Source organism: Pedobacter folensis, from assembly GCF_056490665.1.
The window spans coordinates 821,831-844,112 of the sequence record NZ_JBWJIF010000001.1 but is presented as its reverse complement, the minus strand read 5'-3'; the positions used below and the strand labels follow the sequence as shown (position 1 = coordinate 844,112).

Below are 22,282 nucleotides of genomic sequence, written 5' to 3'. Positions count from 1 at the left end.
TTTCCGCTTCGCTACAGGTCAGGGTCTTAATAGCAAGAAAGATGCTGAAATAAATTCAGCATGACGCTACGATGCAAGTTACAAAAGAAGTCCGAAAGTTTTTAGTCAGAAAGACCGAAGTTAAATTTTTACATAAAACAACAAACCCTTCCAGTAAAAACTGAAAGGGTATATTATTTGTGTCCGTCACCCTGAATTTATTTCAGGGTCTATCAAACGGATGCTGAATCAAGTTCAGCATGACGTATCGATTATTAAGCTTGTGGCGCTGCTGGTTTTTCAGGTCTTGGCAATAAAACTTTACGGGAAAGTTTCATTTTACCTTGTTTATCGATGTCTAATAATTTAACCTCGATTTTATCACCTTCTTTCAACACACCATCCATGGTTTCTAAACGTTCCCATGAAATTTCAGAGATGTGTAATAAACCATCTTTACCTGGCATCACCTCAACAAATGCACCGAATGGCATAATTGATTTTACTTTACCCTGGTAAATTTCGCCAATTTCTGGTTTAGCTACGATGTTACGGATACGGGTAACTGCTGCATCAATAGCGGCTTTGTTATCAGCAAATACTTCTACAATACCTTTACCATCAACTTCTTCGATAGAGATTGAAGCACCGGTTTCGCGTTGCATTTCCTGGATAATTTTACCTCCTGGGCCGATAATTGCTCCGATAAATTCTTTATCAATAGTTAAAGAAACAATACGTGGCGCATGTGGTTTGTAATCTTCATTAGGTGTGCTGATGGTTTTCTTCATCTCGTTTAAGATGTGTAAACGACCATCTTTAGCCTGTAACAAAGCTTTAGTTAAAACTTCGTAAGATAAACCATTGATTTTTAAGTCCATCTGGCAGGCAACAATACCATGCTCGGTACCGGTTACTTTAAAGTCCATATCACCTAAGTGATCTTCATCACCTAAAATATCAGAAAGGATTGCATATTTACCGGTTTTCTCATCAGTAATTAAACCCATTGCAATACCCGATACTGGTGATTTGATTTTAATACCTGCATCCATTAATGCTAATGTACCAGCACAAACAGTTGCCATTGATGATGAACCGTTTGATTCTAAGATATCAGAAACTACACGGATGGTATAAGGATTTGCTTCACCTTGTGGCAATACTTTTTTCAATGAACGTTGTGCTAAAGCACCGTGACCAATTTCGCGACGGCCAGCGCCTCTGTTTGGTCTAACCTCACCAGTTGAGAAACCAGGGAAATTATAGTGCAATAAGAATTTGTTGTAGCCATTAAAGAAAGCGCCGTCAATCATTTGCTCATCATCTTTGCTACCTAAAGTAACTGAAGTTAATGATTGGGTTTCGCCACGTGTAAATACAGCCGAACCGTGTGCAGCAGGTAAATAACCAACTTCACTCCAGATTGGACGGATTTCTGTAGTCTTACGACCATCTAAACGGATACCTTCATCCAACAGTAAGTTTCTGATGGCATCATACTGAACATCATGATAATAATGTTTAGCCATTGCTTTAGTTAAATCTGCAGTATCTTCTGGCATTGCTTCGAAGAATTCGTTAATGATGGCGGTGAAACCTTCTTTACGAACATCTTTGTTGCCACCAGCTTTTGCTACAGCATAAACTTTATCGTAAGTATCAGCATAAACTTTAGCTTTTAAATCCGCATCGTGGTCTTCGTGGCTGTATTCGCGTTTAACCGTTTTGCCGGTAGCTTCAGTTAATTCAACCTGAACAGCACATTGAACTTTAATTGCATCGTGTGCAAATTTTAAAGCCTCAACCATTTCGTCTTCCTGAATTTCATCACACTCACCTTCAACCATGCCTATATCATTAGCCGAACCAGCAACCATAAACTCTAAAGTTGCACGTTCCAGTTCGCTAGCTTTCGGATTGATAATTAATTTACCATCGATTTTTGCAACACGTACTTCAGAAATTGGACCATTGAAAGGGATATCAGAAACTGATAATGCAGCAGATGCCGCTAAACCTGCCAAACAATCTGGCATGATATCTTTATCAGCAGAGATTAATGAAATCATCACCTGTGTATCAGAGTGATAATCACTTGGGAACATTGGGCGTAAAGCTCTATCCACTAAACGAGAGATTAATACCTCGTAATCAGATAATCTTGCTTCGCGACGTAAAAAGCCTCCTGGGATACGGCCTGTAGCCGCATATTTTTCCTGATAATCAACCGATAAAGGTAAAAAATCAGTACCTGGTTTAGCACCAACAGTTGATACTACAGTTGCTAACAACATCGTATCGCCCATTTTTACCACAACCGAACCATCAGCCTGTTTAGCCAATTTACCAGTTTCAATTTCTACAATTCTGCCATCGCCCAAATCGAACGATTTTTTTATTACATTCATTTAAATAGAATTATGGTGTGTTTTCCTCTTTCTACACACCGTTGTTTATATATGTATTTGTTTTTGCAAACGAAGATAGGATTAAAAAAGCCTATCTATAATAAAACCCGTTAAAAAAAATTAACAGGGAATTAAAAAGCCATTCCCTAAAGAATGGCTTTTAATGATAAACTTGCGCTTATTTTTGTTTGATGATATCACGAAGCGATAAAGCTTTGATGATAGCACGATAGCGCTCAATATCTTTTTTGTATAGGTAAGCCAAAATACCGCGGCGTTTACCTACCAATTTTTGAAGTGACAACTGCGTAGAGAAATCTTTACGATTTTTCTTTAAGTGTTCTGTTAAGTGCGCAATACGGTATGTAAATAACGCTACTTGACCTTCTGCAGAACCCGTGTTGGTTTCTACTTTGCCGTGTTCTTTAAAGATTACAGCTTTTTTCTCTGGACTTAAATACATTCTTGAATAATATTAAAGCAATAAAAAATTAATTAATTGTGGCGCAAAGATAAGGCTATTTTTATTTATAAGCAAGTGTATTCTCTAGAGAAATTCAAAGATTCTCCCTAACGAATTTAAGACTTGGAAAGCAAGGTTCGATTCTAGTCGGGAGCATATCAAAAATACGAAAAATTGTCAAGTAATACATTACATCATGTTCACATTTGTCAAGTAATACTTTACATTCAGTCATTATTAATACTTTTGCACAAAACATTTACCCTTGGAAAAAAATCAATACAGCATTTTCGAAAGTGAACTACGTGTTCGTCCGGATGATATCGATATGTTTAACCATGTACATAATAGTAAATACTTAGATTATGTACTGGCAGCCCGTTACGAGCAGATGGAGAAATTCTATGGTATGCCCTGGGAACACTTTACCAAACAAGGCCTGGGCTGGGTGGTAAGCCATGTTGACATTAATTTTAAACGTCCATTACTAATGAACGACCTAATGCTGATTAGAACAGGTATTTTAACCATGAACGATAAAGGCTGCGCGGTTCAGTTCGAAATTATTAACCAGAAAACGGGTAAAGTAGCATCAGACGGTATTTTTGATTATGTACTAATTGATTTAACTACTGGGCGTGGAACAAAAGTTTCAGAAGAAATGATTAAAGCATATAGTATATAGAAGATGATACACGGATTAAGGGATTATACTGGTTGTAGTTTCGTTCTCGTTTTTCTAAATGAATCGTGACTACGCAACTATATAAGAAACGAAGTAAATTTATACAGGTTGTTACGTTGAGCCTGTCGAAATGCCTTTAAAACTGATTCTTCAATAAGCTCAGGATGACAAGTAAGTGTACAAAAGGAACTTAAACAGATCCTGAAATAACATTCTGTGCGTTCCGTGATTCCGTGGTAAAAAAAAAATCAATCACTATCTTAAAAATTAGTCATCTAAATTTGACAATTCAAAATTTTATCTATCTTTGATTTATCAATAGAACAGAGCCATGATAGTATCTGCAATCCGTTTGAGGTTCTAAATAACCGAGGATTCCCCTCCGCTTCAATTTTAGGTATGTACGCTTAAAGCGTATCATTGGTTTATACATTACACTTTACTTTTTATTATATGTCACAGTCCACAAAGACGCAGGGCAAACTTTCGTCTTTTTTCGATATCCTCGTTCAGTCTTTAAAAGGTCACGAAGTTGATCTCACTTCAATTAGTATTAAACGCGCAATTATTTTATTGGCCATTCCGATGATGCTGGAAATGGCAATGGAATCGGTTTTCGCTTTAGTTGATTTATATTTTGTTGGCCACCTGGAAAATAGTAGTCATGCCATCCAGACCGTTGGTTTAACTGAATCTGTATTAACCATTATTTACTCATTGGCCATTGGATTAAGCATGGCTGCAACCGCAGTGGTTGCACGAAGGATTGGTGAGAAAAATCCGGAAGCAGCATCAAAAGCTGGTATGCAGACCATCGTGATAGCTGTTTTCGTTAACATTATCATCAGTATTCTGGGGCTAATTTATGCCAAAGATATTCTATTACTCATGGGGGCTTCGGCCGAAACTGCCGAGCAAGGTGTTACATTTGTTCGTATTATGATGGGTGGAAGTATCATAATTGTACTTTTATTCCTAATTAACGGGATTTTTCGGGGAGCAGGTAATGCGGCAATCGCCATGCGGAGTTTATGGATCGCTAATATTGCCAACATCATCCTCTGCCCTATTTTTATCAACGGTTTAGGCCCTATACCTGCATTTGGTTTAACCGGTGCTGCAATTGCAACTACAATTGGTCGTGGTTTGGGAGTTACCTATCAGGTTTATAATCTGTTTAGTGGTAAAAATATATTGAAAATACGCATTAGTCATTTCCTGCCTGATTTTGACCAGATTAAAGCTATCGTTAAGATTGCCGCACCGGCCATTTTTCAGTTTGTAATTGCGAGCTGTAGCTGGGTATTTTTGGCAGAACTGGTTGCCACTACCGGTGGCGATACCGGATCGGCAGGTTACCAAACAGCACTACGACTCATGATGTTTTTTATGTTACCCGCCTGGGGTTTGAGTAATGCGGCAGCTACGCTGGTTGGTCAGAATTTAGGTGCAGGCCACATAGACCGTGCTGAAAAATCGGTATTCCAAACTTTGAAATACATCATTATTTTCATGGCGGTGGTCAGTGTATTGTTCTTAACCTGTGGACATTTGTTCGCAGCATTTTTCACCTCAGATGAAAATGTGATTGCCGTTGCAAGCAAAGCTTTAAAAATTTTAAGCATTGGTTTTGTGATTTATGGAGCTGCAATGGTGTTTAGTAGTGCATTTAACGGCGCTGGCGATACCTGGACGCCTACCAAAATTAACATTTTTGCCTTTTGGTTGTTTCAGATTCCCTTAGCTTACCTTTTGGCCAAATTTTTAGAAATGGGACCAACAGGTGTTTTTATTGCCATCCCAACAGCCGAAGCCGGTATTGCGGTAGCTGCCTTTATCTTATTTAAAAAAGGTAAGTGGAAGAAAACAATGGTTTAATTTTTTAACCACAGATGGGCACTGATAAACACAGCTGTTTTATTAATAAACTGAAGATTGTTATCTTGCCTGTTTGTGGTTAATTTTAAGCATCAGGTAAGAAACCGCTCAAAAGCATTACTGCTATTGGTTAAATAAACCTGATTGGAACGAACATCCTGGTTTCTACCACCAGAACCAGCATTGAACCAACACCGGGATAAAGTGGAAAGCAGGAATGAAGTAACCGAAAAACTACTGCTTTTGCTTTTCAAAACAATAAAAAATCAGCCTTTGCGGCATTCCATTTTCTCTCTTACATTTTCCATTAAAAAGCATATCTTTGCGCAAAGATGAAGCATATACGTAATTTTTGCATTATTGCACATATTGACCATGGCAAGAGCACCCTGGCTGATAGGTTATTAGAATATACAGCGACGATTTCGCAGCGTGAAGCGCAGGCGCAATTGCTCGATAACATGGATTTAGAGCGTGAGAGAGGCATAACGATTAAAAGTCATGCCATACAAATGAACTATAAGGTTGGTGATATTGGATACAATTTTAACCTGATCGATACACCAGGCCACGTCGATTTCTCGTACGAGGTTTCACGTTCCATTGCAGCCTGCGAGGGCGCTTTACTTATTGTAGATGCTTCGCAAGGGATTCAGGCGCAGACTATTTCGAATTTATATCTGGCTTTAGAGCACGATCTGGAAATTATTCCGATTTTAAATAAAATGGATTTACCCGGGGCTATGCCTGAGGAAGTAAAGGACCAGATTATTGACCTGATTGGATGTAAACGCGAAGATATTATTCCGGCATCGGGTAAAACCGGAATGGGCATTCCTGATATTATCCAGGCTATTGTTGACCGTGTTCCGGCACCGGTTGGCGATCCTGAAGCACCGTTACAAGCATTGATTTTCGACTCTGTTTTTAACTCATTCAGAGGGATTATCGCTTATTACAAGGTGGTAAACGGCGAAATCAAAAAAGGCGATAAAGTTAAATTTATTAATACTGGCAAAGAATATTTGGCTGACGAGGTTGGTATTTTGAAGCTGGATATGTCGCCGCGTAGTGTGGTTAAAACCGGCGACGTGGGTTATATTATTTCTGGCATTAAAGAAGCCAGAGAGGTAAAGGTTGGTGATACGATTACAACTGTGGCCAGGCCATCATTAGATGCCATTCAGGGTTTCGAAGAGGTTAAACCAATGGTTTTTGCAGGTATTTATCCTGTAGATACCGATGAGTTTGAAGAATTACGTGAGGCGATGCATAAATTGCAACTGAACGATGCTTCTATCGTTTTCGAACCAGAAAGTTCTGCTGCACTTGGTTTTGGTTTCCGTTGCGGTTTCCTGGGCATGTTACACATGGAAATTATTCAGGAGCGTTTAGAGCGTGAGTTCGATATGACCGTGATTACAACGGTTCCCAACGTATCGTACATTGCGTATACTACTAAAGGTGACGAAATTATTGTTAACAATCCTTCTGATTTACCTGACCCGAGTAAGTTGGATTCAGTTGAAGAGCCTTATATTAAAGCAAATATCATTACGAAAGCAGAGTTTGTTGGTCCGGTAATGTCGCTTTGTATTCAGAAACGCGGAATTATTGTAAATCAATCTTATCTCACTTCGGATCGTGTTGAACTGGTTTTCGAAATGCCAATGGGCGAAATTGTATTCGATTTTTATGATAAGTTGAAAACAATTTCTAAAGGTTATGCTTCTTTCGATTATCACCAAACAGGTTACCGCAAATCGGATCTGGTTCGTTTAGATATGTTATTGAACGATGAGCCCGTAGATGCTTTATCATCATTAATCCATAGAAGTAACGCTTACGATTTTGGAAAGAAAATTTGCGAGAAATTAAGAGAATTAATCCCTCGTCAACAATTCGAAATTAAAATACAGGCATCAATTGGTGCTAAAGTTATTGCCCGCGAAACACTGAGTGCTTTACGTAAAGATGTAACGGCTAAATGTTATGGTGGTGATATTTCCCGTAAACGTAAGTTATTGGAAAAACAGAAAAAAGGTAAAAAACGTATGCGTCAGGTGGGTAACGTAGAAATTCCACAGACAGCATTTATGGCAGTTTTGAAATTAGATTAACCCCCTAGTCCCCTGAAGGGGGAATTACTAGCGAGTTTTATTAAGTCAAATCTTAAATTATAAAATTATAACGGAGCAAGTTATATGAGCGATGGAAATTCAAAGTCCCCTTCAGGGGATTTAGGAGTATTATTAGACGGTAAATACGTATCAGAAAAGGTTAAAGTTCAAATTGCAGAAGAAGCTGCCGAATTTTTAAATAAAAGTGGTCGTAAGCCACACCTGGTTGCCATTTTAGTGGGTAACGATGGAGGAAGCGAAACCTATGTTGCCAGTAAGATGAAAAACTGCGAAAAAGTTGGTTTTAAATCATCACTACATAGATATGATAACTCCGTAACTGAAGCTGAATTATTGGCGAAAATTGAAGAAATTAACCAGGATGATGAGGTAGACGGATTAATTGTTCAATTGCCTTTACCTAAACACATCGATCCGGAGAAAGTAACCGAAAAGATCGATCACCGTAAAGATGTAGATGGTTTCCACCCGGTAAATTTGGGCAGGATGATGCGTAATCTACCTTGCTTTATTCCGGCAACACCTTATGGTATTTTATTGATGCTGCAAGAGTATGGTATCGACACAACAGGAATGCACTGTGTGGTTGTTGGTCGTAGTAACATTGTGGGTAGCCCAATGAGTATTTTAATGGCCCGTAACGCAAACCCAGGCAACTGTACGGTAACACTTACCCACTCGCGCACTAAAGATTTAAAAGAACAGGTTCTTCAGGCCGATATTGTAATTGCTGCCATTGGTAAAAAGAATTTTGTGACAGCCGATATGGTCAAACCTGGTGCAATTATTATTGACGTGGGAATTAACCGTGAAACTTCTGCTGAAACGAAATCGGGCTTTAAGTTATATGGTGATGTAGATTTCGACAACGTGGCGCCTAAAGCCTCTTACATTACGCCTGTTCCAGGTGGTGTAGGTTTAATGACCATTGTTGGTTTATTGAAAAACACATTGGCATCAGCTAGAAAAGAGATATACGCTTAGCGGTTGAAAGGTTGAGGGTTGAAGGTAAACTCATTGCCAAGGAAAATATCAAAAGCGATTCAATAAAAATGAATCGCTTTTTTTACGTATTATTTTTTAAATTTATACGTATATTTTGTATATTCGTTTATAAAACAATTAAGATAATGGATGCCAAATTAACCTTAAGCTTCAGTCAGGATGTTGTTGCAAAGGCAAAAAAATATGCTGCCGATAACAACATTAGTTTATCTCGTTTAATAGAGCATCTGTTAATACAGGTAACCGCAAAAGAGTACAAATCTTTAGAAGATTTCCCTATTGCAGATTGGGTAAGTATGGTTGCCGAAGGTGAAGTAGAATATAAAAAATCTCCAAAAAAAACACGTAAGGGTTCAAAAGATGAGTTCTTCTCTTCTAAAAAATAACAAATGAAGATATTTTTAGATGCAAACGTTTTGGTTTCGGTACTGAATAAGGAATATCCACTTTACACGTATTCGTCCAGAATTTTAAGTTTAGCCTCTCATCCAAAGTTTGAAGTATACACCTCTCCTCTTTGTTTGGCAATTGCTTTTTATTTTGCAGAAAAAAAACATAATGCTCAACTCGCAAAGCAAAAGATAGATTTACTTTGTCGCTATATTAAAATCGCTGAGAATTCTTCTGAAGGAGTTTTCAATACCCTTACCAATAAATCTATTAACGATTTTGAGGATGGTTTAGAATATTATGCCGCTGAAACGGTAGGTAGTATGTGTATCGTTACAGAAGATATAGAAGATTTTTATTTCTCAGAAATAGAGGTTTTAAATTGCCAGGAATTCTTTAAAAGGTATATGCTCAATTAGACCTTTCAAATGTTATCAGTATTTGAAAGAGGCTGATTAACATTCACCTCATCAAATTAATTTACCCCCAAAGTTTACTCCACCAGCTTTCTTCAAAACCAATATACAGGCCGTCTTCGCGCAATTCGGTTGGGTAGATATTGATGTAATCGCCCTGCCCCTCTGCGCCTCTCCCTGTGGTTAAATTATACTCGTACCGATGGATGGGGCAAACCAGGTTGCCGTTTTTGCACCAGCCGCCACTAAAATGACCTCCAGCATGTGGACAATGAGATTGGGTTGCAATAATTTTATCATCATTATTGATCAGACAGATCTGTTTTCCACCAACCTCGATGGTCTTGATGCTATCCGGACGGGGAATCTGGTTATTATTTAGTGCCTTAAACCACTTCATTCTGCTAAAATACAGCAAATAAATATCACTCTTATTTCATCTTTCTATTAAATTTCAAAAGAGGAACAGCATCACCATATTTTTTTAGGATATTTGCATCCTCAAAAATGAAACAAGAAATACCAGAAGACGGCACATTACTTCCTTTAATGGAAGAATTTTATACTATACAGGGTGAAGGATTTAATACTGGTAAAGCAGCTTATTTTATCCGTTTAGGGGGCTGCGATGTAGGTTGCCACTGGTGCGATGTTAAAGAAAGCTGGGACGCAGAAATGCATCCACTTACCCCATCAGACGTTATTGTAGAAAATGCAGATAAATTTCCGGGCAAAGCTGTTGTAATTACGGGTGGCGAACCCCTAATTTATAACCTGAATTATTTAACCAATAAGTTAAAAGAACGAGGTATTCTTACTTTTATCGAAACATCTGGTGCCTACCCACTTTCGGGAAACTGGGATTGGATCTGTTTATCGCCAAAGAAGTTTAAAGCCCCAAGACCAGATATTACGCCATTTGCACACGAATTAAAAGTTATTGTTTTTAATAAAAGTGATTTTAAATGGGCGGAAGAGTATGCCGCAATGGTATCTCCTACCTGTAAATTATATCTTCAGCCTGAGTGGTCTAAATCTAAAGAAATTACACCATTAATTATTGAGTATGTAATGGCCAATCCTAAATGGGAGATTTCTTTACAAACACACAAATTTTTAAATATTCCTTAAATTAGTTTACATTAGCTTTGATAACCAAATGTTAATGTATGAGGTTTTGTCTATTCTTATCCCTTAGTTTATTTAGCTTTTGTCTATTTGCTCAAAGTTCGGGCAATAAAAAAGCGCAAACCTTTTTCGAAAAAGCAAATCCATTAATTCAAAAGCAAGATTATACCTCAGCAGAGCAGGCTTTAAAAAGTGCAGTTGAGGCTGATCCGTTATTTCAAAATGCCTATGTAATGCTTGCCGGGCTTTACAAAATACAAAAGAAATATCCGGATGCCAGAACGGCTTTCGAGAAAGCGATACTAATCAACAAAACGGTTGCCCCGGAAGTTATGTATGGCTTGGCTGAAACAGAATTTGCTACGCAGGATTATTTAAAAGCGAAACAGCATTTTGGCGAATTTTTGATGCTTGATTCTTCATCTGACAGGGCGAGAAGAGCAAAAAAATACCTCTTAGATTGCGATTTTGCTGCATTGACCATAAAGAAACCCGTAAAATATAGCCCAACAAATTTAGGTGATGGTGTGAATACAACTGATGCAGAGTACTTTCCTGCGATAACTGCTGATGGCGAAACCCTGGTTTTTACCCGTCAGGTGAATGGTAATGAAGACTTTTGGACCTCACAGTTTAAAAATAATACGTGGGGCATTGCCACGCCTTTATCAAGTAAAATAAACACAACGAGATATAACGAGGGTGCCCAAACCATTTCTCCTGATGGTAAATATCTGTTTTTTACCGGATGCAACCGACCCGATGGTTTAGGTCGCTGTGATATTTACGTTTCACACCGTGAAGGAAAAGATTGGGGCGAGCCTTATAATGTTGGTCAGCCCGTTAATTCTGAATTCTGGGAATCTCAACCGGCCATCAGTCCTGATGGAAGAACATTATATTTTATCAGCAACAGACCTGGCGGATCGGGTGGTTACGATATATGGAAAAGCACCATTACCGATGATGCCAAATGGGGACCTGCCGTTAATCTTGGTCCAGAGATTAATACTGCCTTTGATGAGAATACCCCTTTTTTGCATGCAGATGGTAAAACCTTGTATTTTTCTTCTGATGGCTGGCCAGGTTTCGGGAACAAAGATATTTATTACAGCCGGCAGGAAAATGATGGTAGATGGCAAAAGCCCATCAATATGGGGTATCCGATCAACTCTTTTGAAGATGAAAGTGGTTTAGTAGTAAGTGCCGATGGTAATTCAGGATTGTTTTCATCAAATTTAAAAGGTGGTTACGGCATGCAGGATATTTACAGTTTTGGAATCCCTGAAGTAGCCAAACCATTAAAAGTTTCATATGTAAAAGGAATAGTAAGAGACCGGGATACTAAAAAAACGATTGAAAGCAATGTCCAGGTAGTAGATTTGAAAACCAATAAAACTGTTTTTGACGACTATACGGATCCAGAGACTGGCCAATTTTTAGCGGTAATGCCTGTAGGGAGTAATTATTTGTTCAATGTAAATGCCGAAGGTTACATGTTTTACTCCGAAAACTTCGAGCTCAAGGCCGGAGATATTAATAAACCTTACCAGATTGAGGTTTATATTGAAAAGATAAAGCAAGGCGGGAATGTAACCTTAAGAAACATTTTCTTCGATACCAATAAATTTAATCTTTTGCCCGCTTCTATCCGTGAACTGGATCTGCTGATCGACTTTTTACATCAGAATGAAAACGTTCAGATCGAGATTCAGGGGCATACAGATAATGTTGGCGATGATAAACTAAATGAAAAGTTATCTTTTAACCGTGCAAATGCCGTTTACGAATACCTGATCAAAAATAGTATCGATACCAAAAGGCTTACTTTTAAAGGTTTTGGTGCCAGTAAACCTATTGCTGATAATAAAACTGATTTGGGTAGGAAAAACAATAGGAGAACCTCGTTTGTAATTACTAAGATATAACGGGAACTTCTATAGCAATATAAATTGAAGATTTTGCCTTAAATGCAACGCCCTGTTAAGTCGATAAACTTAATAAAAAATAAAAATGTCTCAACACTACGGAAATCATAAAAGATTTTACCCCCCTTTTCATTTTTTCGCTATACCATTAGCCATATTAGGATTAGGCTTTGCCATTTACTCTTGCATTGCCATACCCACTATCATTACAGGCTTGCTGGTGCTTGCATTTTTCCTGATAGCGATTATAGCGGTAATGGCAAGGATGTTCGCGCTTAAAGCACAGGATAGAGCGGCAAGGGCTGAAGAAAAATTACGTTATTACATTCTGGCTGGTAAAGCGCTTCCGGTTGAACTGAGGATGGGGCAGATTTTGGCTTTACGGTTTGCTGGTGATGAAGAATATTTGGCTTTAGTGGATAAAACACTTTCAGAAAAACTATCTCCCGGCGAGATTAAAAAAGCTATCAAAAACTGGCGGGGAGATTACCATAGGATATAATGGTAACTTTGTCAATACTAAAACTTCTTCCCTTTTAGTACCCTGATTTCAGAGCCTTCGGCTAAGAATACTGAATCAGGCTTGGCATGATTTAAAAAAGCAAAATCATTTCCATAGTTAATTGCAAAATCGACATTAATTTTATAATCAATTACAGGATAAGCCTCCCAGCGTGGATGCTCTACCCCATATTCGGAAGTTTTATTCGCTCCTATTTTGGTATAACCCCAATAATGTTCGGTGATAAACTCCTCTTCGCTTCCAACACTGATTTCTTCAGCTTTTGATGCAGCGATTACTGAAAAGTTATGCCAATTTCTATTCTTCCAAAGATAATCTACCTCAATTTGGTTTTCCTGTTCAATCCAAACATGTTTCATCGGAAGTGTTTGGTAATTTTCTTTGTAAATGGTATTCGCTACAAAGGTGATGGCTGGTTTGGGTACAAATTCTTTGATAAAAACTACGCCGCGCTTCCAGGTAGTGCCATCTTTAAATTTAACATAAAACCTAAGGTTAACTTCCTCAAAATTGGTATGGAAAGGAATGTTAATGCCCCGAAGTTTAACATCAACAAACATAAAGCCCACTAAACTGACATAGTATTTACCTTGCCAGTCATCTAACTCGGTGTGTGGAGGAAGGTATTTCGAAAGTATTTCCTTGTCTACAGCATACTGTGCCAGCGCCAGTTTACGCCATTCGGCAGTAAGAAATACTTTCGGATTGTTCAAGATTATAGTATAGCTTGTCTGATTCGGATCAGCTTGGTTAATGTTTCTTCCAGCAGGTCTAGATGTAACATATTGGCGCCATCTGATTTTGCATTAGCCGGATCAGGGTGTGTTTCGATAAATAATCCATCTGCTCCTACCGCAATTGCTGCCTTCGCGATGGTTGAGATCAGTTCTGGTTTGCCTCCGGTTACACCACTGCTTTGATTGGGCTGTTGCAATGAATGCGTACAATCCATTACCACTGGCACACCAAAACCCTGCATTTCAGGTAATCCGCGGTAATCAACAATCAAATCCTGATAACCGAAGGTATTACCTCTATCCGTCAGGATTACTTTATTGTTGCCGGCCTCTTTTACTTTCTCTACAGCAAATTTCATTGAACCTGCAGAAAGGAACTGGCCTTTTTTAACATTCACTACTTTTCCTGTTTCTGCAGCAGCAATTAACAAATCGGTTTGGCGGCATAAAAATGCAGGAATCTGCAATACATCTACGTAAGCAGCAGCCATGGCAGCCTCTCCGCTTTCGTGAATATCAGTAACTGTTGGCACGCCAAATTCTCTGCCAATGCGTTCTAAAATGCGCAAAGCTTTTTCATCGCCAATGCCGGTAAAAGAACTTCCTTTACTTCTGTTCGCCTTGCGGTACGAACCTTTGAAAATATATGGGATTTGAAGTTTATCTGTAATGGTAATGATCTTTTCGGCAATTCTCATAGCGATATCCTCACCCTCAATAGCGCATGGACCCGCCATTAAAAAGAAATTCCCTGAATCTGTATTTTTTAATTTATCTAAGTAGTTTAACATATGTAAAATGTGTAATGGAAAATGGAAGACGGGTTTATGCACAGTGCTATAATTCCATCTTCCATTTTACGTCTGACATCAAAAGCTAGTTTCCTAGTTCTGACATGAATTTAATTCGCATCAATTGAATTTCTTCGCGGGTGTAATCGGTTTCGCCTAGTTCATTGAGTGCTTCGTCTATAGAATCGCTTTCGGCTGCCCTGAAATAATCAAATACTTCATCCTGTCTATCATCATCAATCACTTCATCAATGAAATAGTTTAGGTTAAGTTTGGTTCCAGAGTTTACAATCGATTCTACTTCTTTCAGGATTTCTTCGTAAGTGATGCCTTTTGAGTCGGCAATATCTTCCAAGCCAATCTGCCGGTCGATATTTTGAATAATCGAAACCTTCATCTGCGATTTATTGGCCTGCGTTTTAATAATCAGATCAATCGGACGCTCAATATCGTTATCTTCAACATATTTTTTAATCAGTTCGATAAAAGGTGTTCCGAATTTCATCGCTTTACCCGAACCTACACCAGAAATCTGGCGAAGCTCTTCCATCGTAATCGGGTAATGTGTACACATTTCCTCTAAAGATGGGTCTTGAAAAACCACAAATGGCGGAACGCTTTTTTGCTTTGCTATTTTTTTGCGTAGCTCTTTAAGCAATGATAAAAGATGTGTATCTAAAGCACCTGTGCCTTGTTTTACATCATCATCGTCATCGTCAGCACCGTTCTCTATGGGCTCGTTTAGTATGAATTTGAGGCTGTAAGGGTTGACAATAAAATCTCTTCCCTGTTTGGTTAACTTTAATAAACCGTAATTATCAATATCTTTAAAAAGGTAGTTGTTTAAAACAGCCTGGCGGATAATCGATTTCCACATCAACTCACCTTCTTCTTTACCAATTCCAAATTCAGGAACCTTACTATGCTCGTAGGCAATGGTTTGTGCGGTTTCTAAACCTAAGAAAACGTTCAGCAAGTGTGCATCGTCGAATTTTTCTCCCGATTTCTCAATAAACTTTAATACGGTAGATAACTGGCTTTCGGCATCAAATTGTTTTTTAGGCTTTTTGCAGTTGTCGCACATGCAGTTACAGCCTGTTTCGTTAAAGTTTTCGCCAAAATAATGAAGGATCTGCTTCCGACGGCAAACGCCAGATTCAGCATAATCGATTACTTCTTTTAATATTTGTGTACCAATTTCTCTTTCAGAAACCGGTTTATCTTTCATAAACTTGGCCAGTTTGTCTACATCTTTTTGAGAGTAGAAAGCAATACAAACACCTTCGCCACCATCACGTCCGGCCCTGCCAGTTTCCTGGTAATAACCCTCCATACTTTTAGGCACGTCATGGTGAATGACAAAACGAACATCGGGTTTATCGATCCCCATACCAAAGGCAATGGTTGCAACGATCACCTCAGCATCTTCCATCAAAAATTTATCCTGTGTTTCGGCCCTAACTTTTGGGTCTAAACCAGCATGATAAGGCAAGGCACTAATTCCATTTAGATTTAGCGCTTCAGCCACCTCTTCTACCTTTTTGCGACTTAGGCAATAAATAATGCCTGATTTGCCCGGATTAGACTTGATGTATTTAATAATTTCTTTAGTAATGTCTCTTTTCGGACGGATCTCGTAAAAGAGGTTCGGTCTGTTAAATGAAGATTTAAACAAGGTTGCCTCCGTCATGCCGAGGTTCTTCATAATATCCTGCTGCACTTTTGGTGTAGCCGTTGCGGTTAATGCAATAATTGGAATGTTATTTCCTAATCCTGCAATCACCTGTTTAATCTTACGGTATTCTGGTCTGAAATCGTGCCCCCATTCAGAGATACAGTGCGCTTCATCAACAGCAACGAAAGAGATTTTAATCAGATTTAAAAATTCAATATTATCCTGTTTCGCCAGAGATTCGGGCGCAACATATAATAATTTAGTCTGACCGCTTAAAAGATCAGATTTAACTTGAGTAATTTCAGATTTGTTTAGGGATGAATTAAGAAAATGAGCAATACTGTCATTTCCACCAAAGGCCCTTAATTGGTCTACCTGGTTTTTCATCAATGCAATTAGTGGAGAGATTACAATTGCCGTTCCCTCGCTCATTAAAGCGGGCAACTGATAGCAAATAGACTTCCCTCCGCCTGTTGGCATAATAACAAACGTGTTATTGCCTTCTAAAATATTTGTAATGATCGACTCCTGATCACCCTTGAAATTATCAAACCCGAAGAAATTTTGTAGGTTATCAAATAACGACTTTTTCACGTCCATTTTGTGTAATAAAATATGCGATGCTATTTTTGTATCCAAAATAACATAATTTTACAAGAATTTCAAGTATTAACATACAATTATTTTCTCTTTGAAAAGTAAAAAATCAATAATCCAATCAGCTGTAAGCACATTAGAGCTTGAAGCAGCAGCAATATTAAATGTTGCCAAGAATATTAATAATGATTTTGAAAAAGTCGTATCAAGCATTTTACATGGTAAAGGAAGGGTAATTGTTACGGGTATAGGAAAAAGTGCAATTATTGCGCAAAAAATGGTGGCTACTTTTAATTCAACAGGTACCCCTGCTATTTTTATGCATGCTGCAGATGCCATTCATGGCGATTTGGGCATGATCCAGGTGGATGATATTGTCATCTGCCTTTCTAAAAGCGGAAATACACCAGAAATAAAAGTACTTACTCCTCTGTTAAAAACTTCTGGCAATCTTTTAATCGGGATGGTTGGTGAGTTGAATTCTTTTTTAGCCGAACAAGCTGATCTGATTTTAAACACTTCTTTCGAAAAAGAAGCTTGTCCGCATAATTTGGCACCCACCACCAGTACAACAGCGCAATTGGCATTAGGCGATGCGCTAGCCATTTGTTTATTGGAATGCAGAGACTTTAACGAATCAGATTTTGCCAAGTATCACCCGGGAGGATCATTAGGGAAAAAATTATATTTAAGGGCCCGTGACCTTGCCCTGTCTAACGAAAAACCAGCCATACACCCATCGGCTTCAGTTAAAGATGTACTGATCGAAATTAGTAAAAACCGTTTGGGTGCTGTTGTTGTTGTTGATAACGACGATAAGGTGCTGGGCATTATTACCGATGGTGATATTAGGCGGATGTTAGAAAATAACAATTCTATTGCAAATTTAAAAGCCGAAGATATTATGGGCAGAACCCCAAAGAGCATACAATTTGATGCTTTAGCGGTGGATGCCTTGGATATTATTAAACAAAATAATATAACGCAGTTATTAGTTCTGGAACAAAATACTTACTTTGGCATTATCCATTTACACGATCTTCTTAATGAAGGTATCGTGTAATTTTAATTTATAAAATGAATAAAGATTATTATGCATTAATTATGGCCGGTGGCGTCGGAAGTCGCTTTTGGCCTGTAAGCCGAACAGAATACCCAAAACAGTTTATCGATTTTTTTGGTGTTGGAAAAACCCTGATTCAAAGTACTTACGAAAGATTTCTAAACATCTGTCCTCCTGAAAATATATTTATCGTTACTAACGAAATTTATTCAGATCTAATTAAAGAGCAAATACCGCAGTTAACAGATAACCAAATTTTGGCTGAACCTTTAATGAGAAATACAGCGCCATGTATTGCTTACGGAAGTTTAAAAATTGCTCAATTAAATCCAAATGCGACTATTGTTGTAGCTCCTTCTGATCATACCATTGCCAATATTGATGGCTTTACAGAGTCTATTCAGCAATCATTAGATGCAGCTTCTAAAAACGATTGTTTAATCACATTAGGTATTAAACCAAATCGTCCGGATACAGGTTATGGTTATATTCAGCATACCGATTATGTGCTCAATACCGATACCGACCTGCATAAGGTTAAAACCTTTACCGAAAAGCCAAATCTGGAGTTAGCCAAATCATTTTTGCAAAGTGGCGATTTCTTGTGGAATGCCGGGATATTTATCTGGTCGGCTAAAGCGATTTTAAGTGCCTTTGAAAAACACCTGCCGGATATGTATGAAATATTTAATATCGGCAGGTCTGAGTTGAATACGGAAGGAGAAAAAGCTTTCATCAATAATGCTTATTTCCAATGCACCAATATTTCAATAGATTTTGGGATCATGGAAAAAGCGGAGAATGTTTACGTGCTTCCATCCGATTTTGGCTGGTCTGATTTAGGCACCTGGGCCTCTATTTATGAGATGGCCGAGAAAGACTATGTAGGCAATGCGGTTATCCCTTCGGAGCAGGTATTGATGTTCGATTCATCGAACTGTATGGTAAATGTGCCGAAAGATAAATTGGTGATCCTGCAAGGACTGCACGACTACATTGTGGTTGAAAACAATAATATGCTCATGATTTGCCCAAGAAACGAAGAGCAAAGAGTTAAGGAGTTTGTCGCTGAAGTTAAATCGCGCTACGGAAATAAGTTTATTTAGGATGGATGATGTGAGATGTAAGATGGATGATGTGGGAATAGCTTATATTACCCATCTTACATTTCCCTTTTAACCCTATAATGGAAGATCCTGAAACAAGTTCAGGATGACGAACCACGATGAAATGTATGAATCGATACTAATTCCACCAGCCCTCTTTCCTTATACATTTTAAATCTTACCTCTTACATTTCCCCTTTAACCTGTTATAAAAGATCCTGAAACAAGTTCAGGATGACGAACCCCGATGAAATGTATGAATCGATACTAATTCCATCAGCCCTTTTCCATCTTACCTCTTACATTTTACCCTTTAACCTGTTATAAAAGATCCTGAAACAAGTTCAGGATGACGAACCCCGATGAGGTGTATGAGTCGATACTAATTCCATCATCCCTTTTCCATCTTACCTCTTACATTTCCCTTTTAGCCTGTTATAAAAGATCCTGAAACAAGTTCAGGATGACGAACCCCGATGAGGTGTATGAATCATACTAATTTCATCATCCCTTTTACATCTTACCTCTTACATTTCCCCTTTAACCTATAACGAAAGATCCTGAAACAAGTTCAGGATGACGAATCCTGATGAGGTGTATGAATCATATTAATTCCATTAGCCCTCTTCCCTTTTACATCTACATTAAACTGTTCTCTGTCTGACTGCTTCGTATAAAATTACCCCGGCGGCAACCGAAACATTTAAGGATTCGATTTTTCCAGCCATAGGTATTTTAGCTAAATGATCGGCTACCCTTAAAAGATCGTTAGAAATTCCTTCATCTTCAGAGCCCATTACAATTGCCGTAGGCATGGTATAATCTGGTGCGTAAATAAAATCACTTGTTTTTTCGGTACAGGCTACAATTTGCAGACCGCTTTCCTGTAGGAATAAACAGGTTTTGTGCAGGTTAGCATGGCGACAAATTGGAATGCTGAATAAGGCACCCGCAGATGTTTTAATGGCATCTGCATTGATCTGTGCTGCATTTTTTAACGGAACAACAATGGCATGAACGCCTACACAAGCAGCCGTACGGGCAATTGCACCCATATTGCGGACATCAGTCACGCTATCTAAAACCAAAATTAATGGAACTTCGCCTTTTTCAAAAACAGCTGGAACAATGTCTTCGATATTCTGATAGGTAATGGGAGAAATAACGGCAATTACACCTTGATGGTTTTTCTGCGACATGCGGTTCAGCTTCTCAACCGGAACCGAATTTAAAGGAATCAAAGTATCTTTTAGAAGCGCTTTCAATTCTAGAAAAAGATCACCGCCCAAACCGCGTTGCTGGTAAATGGTTTCAATATCTCTTCCTGCTTTAACGGCTTCTATTACGGCCCTGATGCCGAATACAAACTCATTATTCTCTTTTGCGCGTTGCGGTCTTCTAAAATTATCCATGTTTTGAAATTGTTAGGCAAAAGTATTCAAATAAAATGTTTTAGCCCTAAACAATGTGCTCCTTATTAACATTTAATTGTTTAAAAATTTATAGGGCATCATAAATCCAATAAAATTTAATCTGATTATGCTTCAATTTGTTAACAAACAGCTAGTAACTAATTCGAACAACCGCATCAAAATTTGATTACTTTTGTGGAATGAGCATCGATAATGAACAAGGCGGAAAGAACAGTATGACTGCTAGAAAAAGCAGGTTAAGTAATACCATAAGTTCACAAGGGAAAATCCCCCCTCAGGCGTTAGATCTTGAGGAAGCAGTTCTTGGGGCATTAATGCTCGAAAAAGATGCGCTTTCTGCTGTAATTGATGTTTTGAAACCAGAGGTTTTTTATAACATTGCCCATCAGAAAATTTTTGAAGCCATTCATATCCTATTTCAGAAATCGCGACCGGTTGATATTTTAACGGTAACGGCCGAACTGCGTACATTAGGCACTTTAGAAATAGTTGGTGGCGCTTATTACATTACCAATTTAACCAATAGAGTTGCTTCAGCAGCGAATATCGAGTTCCACGCACGTATTATTTCTCAGAAATATATTCAGCGTGAGTTAATTAGGATCTCCACCGAAATCATTACAAATGCCTACGAAGATACAACTGATATTTTCGATCTCTTAGATCAGGCAGAAAAAGGACTTTTTGAAATCGCCCAGAATAACCTGCGTAGAGATACACAGAAAATGGACGATATCATTAAACAATCGTTAGCCACATTAGAAGAACTTCGTACCAAAACCGATGGTTTAACGGGTGTGCCAACAGGTTTTACAGGATTAGACAGAATAACGGGTGGCTGGCAAAAGCAGGATTTAGTGATTATTGCTGCACGTCCGGCGATGGGAAAAACGGCTTTCGTACTAACCTGCGCAAGAAACGCCACCGTCGATTTTGCGAAGCCAACAGTGGTATTCTCACTAGAGATGTCGTCAGTTCAGTTGGTGAATCGTTTAATTTCTGGAGAAGCAGAAATTGAACAGGAAAAAATCAGAAAAGGAAATTTACAGGAATGGGAATGGCAGCAGTTACACAGTAAAATTGGCCGTTTAACTGAAGCTCCCCTGTTAATTGATGATACACCTGCGCTAAATATTTTCGAGTTCAGGGCAAAATGTAGAAGATTAAAATCGCAATACGATATTCAATTGGTAATTGTCGATTACTTGCAGTTAATGCATGGTAAAGGCGAAGGAAAAGGTGGTGGTAACCGTGAGCAGGAAATTGGTAGTATTTCAAGGGCACTAAAATCAGTTGCAAAAGAACTTGACGTTCCGGTGCTGGCACTATCGCAGTTAAGTCGTGCGGTAGAGAGCAGACCTGGTTTACAAGGAAAGCGACCAATGTTATCCGATTTACGTGAGTCGGGATCTATTGAGCAGGATGCGGATATGGTATTGTTCTTATACCGTCCTGAATATTACGGTATTACAGAAGATGAACAAGGAAGATCGCAGGCGGGTATTGGTGAGGTTATCATTGCAAAACACCGTAACGGTGAAACCGGGATCGTACCACTTAAATTCGTAGGTAAATTTGTGAAATTCCAGGATCTGGAAGACGACTTTAACGCACCACCAAATTCATTTGCTGCTGATCCTTCTGCGGGAATGTATCCGTCTCAGGATTTTGAAAAACAAAGCAATGTGATTATCCGTCCTTCAAAAATGGACGATTATAATGATGATGATCCACCGTTTTAGGCATTGATAAATCCTAATGCTGTATAAAAAGTATTTCATTTAAGCGCAAGGTTTAGCTTTTTGGGCTTCCACTCCGCTCAGGATGACAAGTAAAGATTTCAACAATCAGAACTAAAAATGGGCGCTGGCAGCAGGTAACCAGGCAATCTAAGCCCGATAAAACGAATGCTCCCGATTTAAGCACTGTATAT

General features: G+C 38.5%; 19 protein-coding genes. 12 read left to right on the top strand and 7 right to left on the bottom strand.

Annotation, left to right across the window (positions count from 1 at the left end):
- Positions 1-254 precede the first annotated feature (254 nt).
- Both pnp and rpsO read right to left on the bottom strand, forming a co-directional pair.
- Positions 255-2,390 (bottom strand): polyribonucleotide nucleotidyltransferase, encoded by a 2,136-nt coding sequence (gene pnp / locus AC04QZ_RS03305; protein WP_086546288.1) that lies wholly within the window; start codon positions 2,388-2,390, stop codon positions 255-257.
- A 178-nt stretch (positions 2,391-2,568) separates the two neighbouring features.
- Complete coding sequence (rpsO, locus tag AC04QZ_RS03300) at positions 2,569-2,853, bottom strand: 30S ribosomal protein S15 (protein WP_029275143.1); 285 nt, start codon at positions 2,851-2,853, stop codon at positions 2,569-2,571.
- 265 nt (positions 2,854-3,118) lie between these two features.
- On the opposite strand from rpsO, the gene AC04QZ_RS03295 reads away from it, so the two are divergent.
- The 6 genes from AC04QZ_RS03295 to AC04QZ_RS03270 all read left to right on the top strand — a co-directional run bounded on the left by AC04QZ_RS03295 (position 3,119) and on the right by AC04QZ_RS03270 (position 9,371).
- Positions 3,119-3,538 carry an acyl-CoA thioesterase gene (locus AC04QZ_RS03295; protein ID WP_086546282.1) on the top strand — a complete coding sequence of 140 codons (420 nt, stop codon included), beginning with the start codon at positions 3,119-3,121 and terminating at the stop codon, positions 3,536-3,538.
- Between the two features lie 453 nt (positions 3,539-3,991).
- Complete coding sequence (locus AC04QZ_RS03290; protein WP_478356564.1) at positions 3,992-5,416, top strand: MATE family efflux transporter; 1,425 nt, start codon at positions 3,992-3,994, stop codon at positions 5,414-5,416.
- A 332-nt stretch (positions 5,417-5,748) separates the two neighbouring features.
- Positions 5,749-7,536 (top strand): translation elongation factor 4, encoded by a 1,788-nt coding sequence (gene lepA / locus AC04QZ_RS03285; RefSeq protein WP_478356563.1) that lies wholly within the window; start codon positions 5,749-5,751, stop codon positions 7,534-7,536.
- 84 nt (positions 7,537-7,620) lie between these two features.
- Positions 7,621-8,541 (top strand): bifunctional 5,10-methylenetetrahydrofolate dehydrogenase/5,10-methenyltetrahydrofolate cyclohydrolase, encoded by a 921-nt coding sequence (locus AC04QZ_RS03280; RefSeq protein WP_478356562.1) that lies wholly within the window; start codon positions 7,621-7,623, stop codon positions 8,539-8,541.
- 146 nt (positions 8,542-8,687) lie between these two features.
- A complete protein-coding gene (locus AC04QZ_RS03275; protein WP_086546278.1) occupies positions 8,688-8,948 on the top strand; it encodes a DUF6364 family protein in 261 nt (86 codons plus the stop codon).
- A gap of 3 nt (positions 8,949-8,951) precedes the next feature.
- A complete protein-coding gene (locus AC04QZ_RS03270) occupies positions 8,952-9,371 on the top strand; it encodes a type II toxin-antitoxin system VapC family toxin (protein WP_478356561.1) in 420 nt (139 codons plus the stop codon).
- Positions 9,372-9,432: 61 nt separating this feature from the next.
- On the opposite strand, the gene AC04QZ_RS03265 is transcribed toward AC04QZ_RS03270, so the two are convergent.
- On the bottom strand, positions 9,433-9,768 hold the full coding sequence (locus AC04QZ_RS03265) for a Rieske (2Fe-2S) protein (protein ID WP_086546276.1): 336 nt from the start codon (positions 9,766-9,768) through the stop codon (positions 9,433-9,435).
- Positions 9,769-9,875: 107 nt separating this feature from the next.
- Between AC04QZ_RS03265 and AC04QZ_RS03260 the strand changes: the two genes are divergently transcribed.
- From AC04QZ_RS03260 to AC04QZ_RS03250, 3 genes are all read left to right on the top strand, one after another.
- Positions 9,876-10,499, top strand: coding sequence for a 7-carboxy-7-deazaguanine synthase QueE (locus tag AC04QZ_RS03260; protein ID WP_478356560.1), 624 nt, complete (start codon positions 9,876-9,878; stop codon positions 10,497-10,499).
- Between the two features lie 38 nt (positions 10,500-10,537).
- Positions 10,538-12,424: an OmpA family protein gene (locus tag AC04QZ_RS03255; protein WP_478356559.1), complete on the top strand. Its 1,887-nt coding sequence runs from the start codon at positions 10,538-10,540 to the stop codon at positions 12,422-12,424.
- An 85-nt stretch (positions 12,425-12,509) separates the two neighbouring features.
- Complete coding sequence (locus tag AC04QZ_RS03250) at positions 12,510-12,926, top strand: DUF6526 family protein (protein ID WP_086546272.1); 417 nt, start codon at positions 12,510-12,512, stop codon at positions 12,924-12,926.
- 17 nt (positions 12,927-12,943) lie between these two features.
- Here the strand turns inward: AC04QZ_RS03250 and AC04QZ_RS03245 are convergent, their stop codons facing one another.
- The 3 genes from AC04QZ_RS03245 to recQ all read right to left on the bottom strand — a co-directional run bounded on the left by AC04QZ_RS03245 (position 12,944) and on the right by recQ (position 16,750).
- Entirely contained in the window at positions 12,944-13,660 is a 717-nt protein-coding gene (locus AC04QZ_RS03245; RefSeq protein ID WP_478356558.1) for a YqjF family protein, read from the bottom strand.
- Positions 13,661-13,662: 2 nt separating this feature from the next.
- On the bottom strand, positions 13,663-14,475 hold the full coding sequence (kdsA, locus tag AC04QZ_RS03240) for a 3-deoxy-8-phosphooctulonate synthase (protein ID WP_029275158.1): 813 nt from the start codon (positions 14,473-14,475) through the stop codon (positions 13,663-13,665).
- A gap of 85 nt (positions 14,476-14,560) precedes the next feature.
- Positions 14,561-16,750, bottom strand: coding sequence for a DNA helicase RecQ (gene recQ, locus AC04QZ_RS03235; protein WP_086546270.1), 2,190 nt, complete (start codon positions 16,748-16,750; stop codon positions 14,561-14,563).
- A 91-nt stretch (positions 16,751-16,841) separates the two neighbouring features.
- Here recQ and AC04QZ_RS03230 point away from each other — a divergent pair, with 91 nt between their 5' ends.
- Together AC04QZ_RS03230 and AC04QZ_RS03225 are read left to right on the top strand one after the other, a co-directional pair.
- Positions 16,842-17,810, top strand: coding sequence for a KpsF/GutQ family sugar-phosphate isomerase (locus tag AC04QZ_RS03230; protein ID WP_086546268.1), 969 nt, complete (start codon positions 16,842-16,844; stop codon positions 17,808-17,810).
- Between the two features lie 14 nt (positions 17,811-17,824).
- Positions 17,825-18,916 carry a mannose-1-phosphate guanylyltransferase gene (locus AC04QZ_RS03225; RefSeq protein WP_478356557.1) on the top strand — a complete coding sequence of 364 codons (1,092 nt, stop codon included), beginning with the start codon at positions 17,825-17,827 and terminating at the stop codon, positions 18,914-18,916.
- Between the two features lie 644 nt (positions 18,917-19,560).
- On the opposite strand, the gene rlmB is transcribed toward AC04QZ_RS03225, so the two are convergent.
- On the bottom strand, positions 19,561-20,328 hold the full coding sequence (rlmB, locus tag AC04QZ_RS03220) for a 23S rRNA (guanosine(2251)-2'-O)-methyltransferase RlmB (protein WP_086546264.1): 768 nt from the start codon (positions 20,326-20,328) through the stop codon (positions 19,561-19,563).
- Between the two features lie 200 nt (positions 20,329-20,528).
- On the opposite strand from rlmB, the gene dnaB reads away from it, so the two are divergent.
- Complete coding sequence (gene dnaB, locus AC04QZ_RS03215; protein ID WP_086546262.1) at positions 20,529-22,091, top strand: replicative DNA helicase; 1,563 nt, start codon at positions 20,529-20,531, stop codon at positions 22,089-22,091.
- Positions 22,092-22,282: the final 191 nt, after the last annotated feature.